The sequence below is a fragment of the Bartonella sp. AA9NXGY genome (genome assembly GCF_042196845.1).
In the GTDB taxonomy this organism is placed as follows: domain Bacteria; phylum Pseudomonadota; class Alphaproteobacteria; order Rhizobiales; family Rhizobiaceae; genus Bartonella.
In genome coordinates this window covers 105,567-115,270 of sequence record NZ_JBHIRB010000008.1, presented here as the reverse complement: position 1 = coordinate 115,270, position 9,704 = coordinate 105,567, and the positions used below count along the sequence as shown (strand labels likewise).

The 9,704-nt window shown below is 35.7% G+C and carries 6 protein-coding genes and 2 pseudogenes; 6 read left to right on the top strand and 2 right to left on the bottom strand.

The annotated features are described in order from the left end of the window. Positions 1-593 precede the first annotated feature (593 nt). Both ACFIM6_RS05710 and ACFIM6_RS05705 read left to right on the top strand, forming a co-directional pair. Positions 594-779, top strand: a complete 186-nt coding sequence (locus ACFIM6_RS05710; protein WP_375612034.1) for a hypothetical protein — start codon at positions 594-596, stop codon at positions 777-779. A gap of 53 nt (positions 780-832) precedes the next feature. Then, positions 833-1,262: pseudogene (locus ACFIM6_RS05705) on the top strand (phage antirepressor KilAC domain-containing protein); the annotation flags it as partial. Positions 1,263-1,506: 244 nt separating this feature from the next. Here ACFIM6_RS05705 and ACFIM6_RS05700 read toward each other — a convergent pair. Together ACFIM6_RS05700 and ACFIM6_RS05695 are read right to left on the bottom strand one after the other, a co-directional pair. Further along, complete coding sequence (locus ACFIM6_RS05700; RefSeq protein ID WP_375612033.1) at positions 1,507-2,772, bottom strand: hypothetical protein; 1,266 nt, start codon at positions 2,770-2,772, stop codon at positions 1,507-1,509. A gap of 26 nt (positions 2,773-2,798) precedes the next feature. Then, positions 2,799-3,229: pseudogene (locus ACFIM6_RS05695) on the bottom strand (DEAD/DEAH box helicase family protein); the annotation flags it as partial. A gap of 608 nt (positions 3,230-3,837) precedes the next feature. On the opposite strand from ACFIM6_RS05695, the gene ACFIM6_RS05690 reads away from it, so the two are divergent. The 4 genes from ACFIM6_RS05690 (at position 3,838) to ACFIM6_RS05675 (ending at position 9,655) form a co-directional block, all read left to right on the top strand. Next, positions 3,838-4,446, top strand: a complete 609-nt coding sequence (locus ACFIM6_RS05690; protein ID WP_375612032.1) for a fumarylacetoacetate hydrolase family protein — start codon at positions 3,838-3,840, stop codon at positions 4,444-4,446. Positions 4,447-4,596: 150 nt separating this feature from the next. Then, positions 4,597-5,076, top strand: coding sequence for a LysE family translocator (locus ACFIM6_RS05685; protein ID WP_375612031.1), 480 nt, complete (start codon positions 4,597-4,599; stop codon positions 5,074-5,076). A gap of 782 nt (positions 5,077-5,858) precedes the next feature. Then, positions 5,859-7,259, top strand: coding sequence for an amino acid permease (locus tag ACFIM6_RS05680; RefSeq protein ID WP_375612030.1), 1,401 nt, complete (start codon positions 5,859-5,861; stop codon positions 7,257-7,259). A 1,004-nt stretch (positions 7,260-8,263) separates the two neighbouring features. After that, the gene (locus tag ACFIM6_RS05675) at positions 8,264-9,655 is read left to right on the top strand and encodes an amino acid permease (RefSeq protein WP_375612029.1); all 1,392 of its coding nucleotides are present in this window, start codon (positions 8,264-8,266) and stop codon (positions 9,653-9,655) included. Positions 9,656-9,704: the final 49 nt, after the last annotated feature.

Below are 9,704 nucleotides of genomic sequence, written 5' to 3'. Positions count from 1 at the left end.
AAGGCTAGATCATGTTCTCAAGCTTTATCTATATATTCCATATCCTTATGAGTTTAGGCATTACATATTCTTATTGCGATTTTAAAAACAGATTATCACTTATGCTTTGTTTTTTTCATAAAAAATCAATAAAATCAATTCAAAAGGTACTTCCCAGCGGGTTGGCTTCTTTGCGGGGCAGGACAGCGCGAACTATCGCTAGCGACAGAATTTTCAAATCAACTGTACATTGTACACTTAACTCATTGATAGATAACAATTTCAATATGTACACTGTACAGTATGTGAAACGTTTTCTTAGCAAAAAGTAATTTTTATTACTTGACAATTCTACAGTAATAGGTATCTTCGAATCAGGTGCCTGAAAACACCTTAAAACCATAAGCGGATGGATTGCCGATACAATCGTTTTCCGTACATTGAAGGCTTTGACTCATTGTATGTTAGGCGCATATAATAACTTTGTCGGGTGTAGTTATGCTATACAATACCCTTCGGGGAAAGGCGTAACGACGGACTAGATGCCGTGTTTCTTAGTGCCCAGCACTCTTTTAGAATGTCATTAAGGAACGTCTAACATCTAAGAATTCTTTATGAATACCATTATTAAAATTACTGAATTATGTGGCAAAAGGCATGACAATATTATGCGTGACATCAAGAAAACGCTTGAAGAACTTAACGCCCTCAAATTTGAGGAGGTTGATTTTGGTGGGCACTACCTTGATAACAAAAGTGAAAGCCGCCCTGTTATAACCTGCCAAAGCGTGAATGCTTAATTCTTGTTTCTAGTTACAGCACTGCCTTACGAGCAAAGATAATTGACCGTTGGAAAGAGTTGGAAAGACAAGTAGCTATTCCACAAATTGATTACTCCAAACCCGAGGTATTACTTGGCGCCTTAAATCATCTACAAAATCAAATTAAGCAGAAAAACCATGTTATTTCAGAATTAGCACCAAAAGCAAAAGCTTTAGAAGGCTTAAAACGCTCTGATGGTTTGTTTGGTTTGATTGAAGCCGCGAAGATGTTGGAGATAAGACCAAAGGATTTAATAGATTACTTACGTAAAAATGATTGGGTGTATCGACGTGGTCCATTGTTACCTTAATCAGGATAAAATCAACAAAGGATTCATGGACTGTTCTGCCATCACCATTCAAAAATCGGATGGAACAGAAAAGGTGCTGCCTTCAACAAAAATCACACCTAAAGGATTGGCGGCATGTTTGAGAGAACAAGTCCACGGAGGTGTGCAATGAAGGTAGATTCTAACTTCTTATGCGATTTATGGATGGCATTATCTCAATTTTCTAGACATGAAAATATGAGTGATAAGATTGTACTGCTCTGGTTGACATCATGAGTTTAGTAGAAAAAGCTTTGATTTTAAAACTTCAAGATGAAGTGCCTATCCTTCTTTCGATATCTTTCTCATCTGACGCTCCATAAAAAAAGCCCCACAAAAGTGGGGCTGGATAAAATGATGTTCTAATCAATCTCGCGTTAATTATAATAAAGTGGCTCGCTACATCCACGGGCGCCTATTTTTTCATCTTCTACATAACGAGAATGCGCAAAATTCCGTACAAGATGATCATTGTTAGAGCCACCAGTCCAATCGCCTCCTTCCAACATAACATTTATGTCTACACGTAAACTGCTTCCTTGCTCCCCTGTATGCCATTTAGTCACTGGATAACAACCAGACAAATATTGCCAAACATAACCGCAACCATCCTCACAACCGATATGCGAAATCATCCGTCTATTGTTTGTATCAACGTGTCCTCCAGACGTCTTAAGAGAAGGCGCTTGATTGCCGACAATACTGGTTGCTTGATTACTTCCATACATGCATGGCGAAAACTCATCACTCGTCAAAAATCTCTTATTAACAGACCAAAAATCAAATGCATGATCCGCATAGCTACGATTGGTCGTAATCGGAACACCATATGCCAACTTTACATTTGCATCTGTCCCTGATTGAAGATAAATATCAACCCAAATATTCTTCCACGGATCGTAAACCATTCCCTCTGGATCAGTCCTCGGACAGTGATTTAAACACCAAACAGAATTGGGCAAAACATCCCCCGCTTGGTAACCCGATAAGAGATGACCTTCAATCTCACCAACATCCGCACATAGCGTATGAAATCCACCGATCTTTTCAGAATTATCCTTTGTATAGCCATCAGGAGCCGTCGGATTTTGCGAAAGCTCAAAGCATAGCTCATTCGTCTGATCTTTTAAGATGAGATATATATAATAATCCTTTCCTGCTTCAAGATCTTCGTCAAAAGTCATCCTTCCACGCCCTGGAACGCTGTAAAAGATGGACCTATCCCCATTCTCTCCACCATGATAAAAGCGAAAACATGCCCCTTCATTGATCACAAGACCTTTTCTATTTTTCGAATCGACTTCCAGAATTCTGTCAGGTTGATGAAAACGCACATCCTCTAAATAACTAGTGGCAAGAGAACCTACCTTACTTTGAAGCTCAGAAAGACTGTCACTGTTCCTCTGTGCCTTCTCTTGAACTTCTATCAATGCACTCTTCGCTTCTTCCGCTAACACTTTTGCCTCAGAGGCGGCTATATTCGCAGAATTTGTTGTTGCTGTCACCGTGTCTAATGAACTCTTGACCTCTCCAAGCCCTTGCTTCGTCGTATCAGCTTCTTCTTTTGCTTGCTCCGCAACATTCATCGCTTCTTCCGCTGTTGTCTTCGCAGTCTCAGCTACTTCCTTGGCTTCTACAACCAAAGGTTCTACCTTACTGCCTTAGCCTGTGCTGCTTCACGAATGATCAGATCAAATTCTGGTAAACCGTATTTCTTTTGCGCATCCGCAATCACTTGGATTAATTGGTAAGTAGCAAACACCACGGTCATTGCATTCGCTAAGACTTTATTTGTTTTTTTCAAAGCTTTTGAACATCCGTTGGTAGCTGATAGAGCAATATCTGAAACATCAAGTTCGACAACAGCATCTTTGTTTTTCGACGCTTGCCAACTTATGTATCAGAATACACCGCAAAGGAACGAAACGGCACTTCTGTATAGCGTGTCCATTCTCTTATTGTTTATGACATCAAAGCCAGAAAAGGCACGAGAAACAAAACACGCTCTCCAGTTCCGGATATTTGTTGTGCTATCTTAAAGCTGGTAAAAATCTTCTCCGTTCCAAATGCCATAATAAGTTTGCCACGGTCTGCTTCTTTTTAACCATCACAGACTTTCTCATACTTTTGGATTTGTTGAAAAGTTATCCCTAATTGGTGCCCTAATTGCTTTTACGACATTCCCAGCATTTTTTTTGAAAGCGATTTTTTGCCTATAGAAATGTCGTTAAAATGTGGCTTTTTGCTTTTCACTTTCAAGTCCCCCGCTGGGTGCGAGCACCCTCGCATTAGTATTCCGAGAGCCTGAAAGTACTGAGTTCGAGTCAGATTTTTTGCTTTTAGTGCTCACCGCACCTAGACATAGAAAAATATCCCATAATTCCGAGACACCCACAGAGTGGGCTCATTTATGATCGAACTTTAGGGCTTTCAACCCCTACTGATCGCTGCGTAGACGAGCAAAATCACTCTTTAAATAATAAAGTAATTTCGGGAAATTGGCAATCAAAATTAAAATAATCTCAAAGACTATAAGATTGGGCACTCTTCAAAAGAGGATAATGCGAAGAACTGTCATCATGGTTAATCATCAACCCACATAATGCTTCTTTTTCAGAAACCGCACAACGCGATATAAGAAAAAATGTTGTTTGCAAAGTTCTCTCTTGCCTATACAAAGAGAAAATGAAAAATTTGGAGGGCGCCCTATGATAAATGACATCTACTGTGTTGGATACAATTATGTTGAACATGTTCATGAACTAGGTAATGTTGTTGAAGATGAACCCGTTATCTTTAGCAAGCCAAAAAGTTCACTCGTTTTAGGCAATGAAATTTATCTCCCTAATTTTTCCAAAGAAATACATTTTGAAACCGAAATTGTACTCAAAATCTCAAAGGACGCTTTCATGATCATGGAGGAAGAAGCAGAAGAATGCTATGATGCCGTAGCAATAGGTCTTGATCTCACAGCGCGGGATTTGCAAACAAAACTGAAAGAAAAAAAGCTTCCTTGGCTTTTATCGAAAGGATTTAAAGGCGCCGCATACGTCTCTGACTTCATAAACAAGGAAAAAATAAACAACCCAATAACCTTTGCAATGAAGTTAAATGGCGAAACAAGACAAGTTGGCAATACGAAAAATATGATCTTTAACTTTGAGAAGATAATCTCATTTTTAAGTCACTACATTCAGCTAAGACGTGGTGATCTCATATACACAGGTACTCCACAGGGTGTAGGAAAACTTTCTCAGTTTGACAGAATAGAATTGTATCTCGAAAATCAATTAATTTCAGAGCTAAAAGTAAAATGAATCATCAAATACTGACCTTTTTCATTGTTTCATTTTTTTTAGTCATCTCACCGGAGCCGAATATGGCCCTTATCATCGATAATGCAACGAGATTGGGAAGAAAGAACGCATTTGTAAACGTTTTAGGATTGTGTACAGCAACATATGTGCATGGGGCATTTTCCACACCTAGGTGTATCAGCGCTCATTCTCAACAACAAAACGCTGTTTTTTTTAGTAAAACTCATGGGTGGCAGCTATTTATTATACATGGGCTTTAAATCAATTAAATCTGGAATACACAGCTTAAATTCAAAAGAAAGAAGTTCAACGAATGAAAAGCATGCTACGAGTGAAACAAAGCTTTTAACCAGCTATATGGACGGTTTTCTGACACAAATACTAAACCCCAAAGTATCTATATTTTATATAGCAGCTTTTCCAAAATTCTTAGCTTCTGGAGGTAGCATTAAAAAAGGTTTTGAACTTGTCACAATACATTCTTTCAACATCTTTGCATGGTTTACTTTAATGACCATTTTTATATCATTTGCCAGTACCGCCTTAAAAAAGCAGCGGGTAAAAGGCTCGATTAACATTGCGACAGGAACAGTTTTATCTCTGTTTTCTTTTTTCATTTTCTTTGGATAGTTTTATCTTTGATAACAAATTGTAAAGTTAATAGAGCAATCTTTTCCTGATTCTGTCTCTCACTATGAATAGCTCAATCTCTAACAGAGCTTATACAATCCCCAGTTCTTTTTTTCTTTATATAACTGAATTACGTTGCATTTCTTTATCATACTCTCAAGGACGTTTGTGTAAACAATGTGAGTTTCTCGCAATATTTTATAAAATGTTACCAATATCTAAACAAAATCCTTATTCATCACTTTAAAAAAAATAAGCTATGATATTCCTCTTTTCGCTTATGAAACAAAAGTAACTTTTTGATTTATGATAGCACCATACAAACAAAAAAATGATTTAAAAATCATTTTAATTTTCCATTAAAAATTGTTTCTTAAACTAAGATGAGAACTCTCGAGTGCTATTTGAGCAAAAAGTAAACTCTCACCATTATGAATAATAATAAATAATGCACTGATTACAAATAATAAGTTTCAAAAAATTATAAAAACTCCTGACAACTTTCTGAAATAATTTTAAAAGCCCCACGTCTTTTAATGAACAATTAATTTGTTATTCATAACAATAAAAAGCTCCCCATTCAAATATCTGTTACGTTATTTAAGAGGAAAACATTCTCTTTTTTCAAAACCATATTCCTAAAACATATTCTTTTCTTTATCCACACAAAATCATAAAAAACGTTTTTTTCCTTTACACCTCATTTATATCATGCTTCGATACAAAATAATGCTTTTTTAGTGTAATTTAATCTCAAAATAATTAAAGGGAACCCCCAAAAAATGAGCTACAAACAAAATTTAAAAGATAATTCTCAGAATAAGTTACAGCGTGGACTACACAACCGACATGTACAACTTATAGCCATTGGTGGTGCTATTGGAACAGGTCTCTTCATGGGGGCAGGAAAAACAATTAGTGTAGCAGGTCCTTCCATCATACTCGTTTATGCTATTATCGGTTTTGCTCTATACTTTGTCATGCGTGCTATGGGAGAATTGTTGCTTTCTAATTCACAATACCGATCTCTTATTGATTTTTCAACCGATATGCTAGGACCGGGAATCGCTTTCTTTGTTGGCTGGAGCTATTGGTTGAGCTGGGTTGTAACTGGAGCTGCTGACATTATTGCCATCATCACTTATATGAACTTTTGGTGGCCAACACTCAATCCATGGTTTACCGTTTTTACCTGCATTAGTGTCTTTTTAATCTTTAACCTCTTTGCCGTAAAACTATTCGGTGAACTTGAATTCTGGTTTGGTCTTATCAAAGTCGTCGCAATTTTAGCATTAATTGTTGTGGGATTTTATATGATCGTTACGGGCTTTACCTCTCCCAATGGTACGGTTGCTTCTCTCAATCACGTATGGAACGATGGAAATATCTTTCCGCGAGGAATGACAGGTTTTTTTGCTGGATTTCAAATTGCTATTTTTTCTTTTGTTGGTATAGAAATTGCTGGAACAACCGCTGCTGAAGTAAAAGAACCTAAAAAAGTGCTCCCCAAAGCAATTAATGCAATACCGGTCCGTATTGTACTCTTTTACATTTTTTCTCTCGCTGTAATTATGTCTGTCACACCTTGGGATCAAATTGTTCCAGATAAAAGCCCCTTTGTCTCGATGTTTTGGCTTGCAGGCATTCCGATAGCTGCTGGCTTGGTAAACTTTGTCGTTATTACCTCAGCTGCCTCTTCAGCAAATAGTGGTATTTTTTCTACCAGCCGTATGATATATGGACTTGCAACACAAAAAGGTGCCCCTCCAATTTTAGGTAAACTTTCCAGATACCATGTTCCAGCCAATGCTCTATTCTTTTCCTGTTTATGTATTTTAATAGGGTATACAATTGCCTCACTCTCTCCAAGCCTCATAAGTGCTTTTACAATTGTGACAAGCATTTCAGCTATTGCATTTTTATTCGTATGGTCTGTAATTTTGATTAGCTATATTGTGTATCGTCGCAATCGCCCTCATCTACACGCTGAATCCATTTATAAAATGCCAGGAGGTGTTATCATGTGTGGGATAATTTTAGTTTTCTTTGTTTTCATGCTCTATTTGTTGACATTAGAAGCTGATACTCTACTAGCCTTAAAATATAGTATATTCTGGTTTGTTTTCTTAGGTATAATGTATTTTATGTTTGTAAAGAAAAAAATAACTCAAGGTAACAAATAAAGTCTATACATAAAAACATCTCAAAAAAGGGTAATTTTAGTTACCCTTTTTCTACTTAACCTCCTCCCCAAACATCAAAAAACGACGACTCCTACCGGCACCGGTTTGTAAACAAACCGGCTTATTAAGGGGGAATGCTGCTGATCATTTATATGGTTCACCTACATAAGGCTCTATGGGCTAGCCCTGCCCTGAACACTCACCACCCATTCTAAAAATACTTAATGCGTAAAACGTTATATGCTTTATATCACTACTCTACACAACAGTATTTTACTGCACAATAGGATAAGAAACGAGCTATTCTGTAAAAAATTCTCTATAAACTTCACTGACATTGTTTACTAATAAAACATGAGATTTATCTAAAACTTTCCCCCCAAAAAATTTATATTCAATTTTTTATCAAAATTAAAAATATAGCTCTAAACAGAATATATCTTAATAGCTATCTGCAATAAAAAAAGATTCTATGAAAATATTTTTCTATTTGTAATAAATTTTAAATATTAATACTTAAATGTAAATTTTAAATATATTTTTTAATATTTTAAATAATAGTTTAACTATTTAAACTTATTTTATTTATATACAAAGTTTTATATTTAATAAATTTACAATTTTATTTATATTTTTATATAGATAACAATATCTATAAATAAATAATTTTAAATATAAATATATTTATATAAAAATTTACTATAAATAAATATACATAAAATATAAATTATTATTTATATACATATAATAATATATAATATAAATTATATTATATATATTAATTATGTATAAAACATAAAAAATCAAAAAAATATAATACAATTTATCTTTTTTTTCTTATATATAAAATAATTATTCCATTAATTAATAATGTTTTTGCTTTATTCACATATAGTCATAGAAAAAAATTCCTTTACTCCTTAACCATAGCGTGTTCCGATAGAAGGAATTACCTTTTTTAGGGTAATTTTTATTTAAAAATAACTAAGGAGAACTCCCCAAAAATGAACAAACAAAATTTAGAAAAAAAACCTAAGAAGAAATTGCAACGTGGACTACATAACCGACACATACAACTTATAGCCCTTGGTGGAGCGATTGGAACAGGTCTCTTCATGGGATCAGGAAAAACAATCAGTGTAGCAGGCCCCTCAATTCTACTCGTTTATGCAATTATTGGTTGTGCTCTATACTTTGTCATGCGTGCTATGGGAGAGTTATTGCTTTCTAATACACAATACCGATCTTTTATTGACTTCTCAACCGATCTTCTAGGGCCATGTGCCGGATTCTTTATCGGCTGGACATATTGGTTGTGTTGGATTGTCACTGGAACTGCTGAAATTATTGCTATTGTCACTTATACACACTTTTGGTGGCCTGAGCTCAATCCGTGGATTCCTGTTATAATTGGTCTTATGTCCTTTTTAATTCTTAACCTCGTCGCCGTAAAACTATTTGGCGAACTTGAGTTTTGGTTTGGTTTTATCAAAATCGTAGCAATTCTAGTCCTAATCGTTGTAGGATTTTATATGATCTTTACCGGTTTTGTCTCTCCAAACGGTACGGTTGCTTCTCTTAGCCATATATGGAACGGTGGGAATATTTTTCCGCGAGGAATTACAGGCTTTTTTGCTGGATTTCAAATTGTTATTTTTGCTTTTGTTGGCATTGAACTCGCTGGAACAGCTGCTGCTGAAGTAAAAGAGCCTCAAAAAGCTTTACCACAGGCTGTTAATTCAATACCAATCCGCATTGTATTCTTTTATATATTCTCTCTTCTTGTGATTATGTCTGTGACGCCGTGGGATCAAATCAGTCCAGAAAAAAGCCCATTTGTAACAATGTATGCACTTATTGGTATCCCAACTGCTGCAGGTTTGATGAACTTTGTTGTCCTCACAGCTGCCGCATCTTCAGCAAATAGTGGAATTTTTTCTACCAGCCGTATGATATATGGGCTAGCAACACAAAAAGGTGCTCCTAAATTTTTAGGAAAACTTTCTCGTAACCACGTTCCAGCCAACGCATTATTCTTTTCATGTATATGCATCTTATTTGGTTATGCCGTTGTATCGTTATCTCAAACACTCATAGCTGCTTTTACAATTGTTACGACAATTGCCGCAACTTTGTTTATATTTGTATGGTCTATCATTTTGATCAGCTATATCGTCTATCGCCGCAATCGTCCTCTCCAGCATACTGTCTCTCCTTATAAAATGCCAGGAGGTGTTGTTATGTGTTGGGCGCTTCTTGTTTTCTTTGCATTCATTATCTATTTATTGTCATTAGAAGCTGACACTGCCATAGCTTTAAAATACACTCCAGCATGGTTCATATTTTTAGGAATTGTATACTTTCTTTTTGGGAAAAAGAATTATGCAAAAAATTAAAAAATAAAGCTTATGTTTCCAAAAACATATAAAAAAGGGTAACTAAAGT

What these genes read in the sequence shown, in the direction of transcription:
- ACFIM6_RS05710 (WP_375612034.1), top strand. Translation starts at nt 594, where the DNA reads ATGAATACCATTATTAAAATTACTGAATTATGTGGCAAAAGGCATGAC.
- ACFIM6_RS05690 (WP_375612032.1), top strand. Translation starts at nt 3,838, where the DNA reads ATGATAAATGACATCTACTGTGTTGGATACAATTATGTTGAACATGTT.
- ACFIM6_RS05685 (WP_375612031.1), top strand. Translation starts at nt 4,597, where the DNA reads ATGGGGCATTTTCCACACCTAGGTGTATCAGCGCTCATTCTCAACAAC.
- ACFIM6_RS05680 (WP_375612030.1), top strand. Translation starts at nt 5,859, where the DNA reads ATGAGCTACAAACAAAATTTAAAAGATAATTCTCAGAATAAGTTACAG.
- ACFIM6_RS05675 (WP_375612029.1), top strand. Translation starts at nt 8,264, where the DNA reads ATGAACAAACAAAATTTAGAAAAAAAACCTAAGAAGAAATTGCAACGT.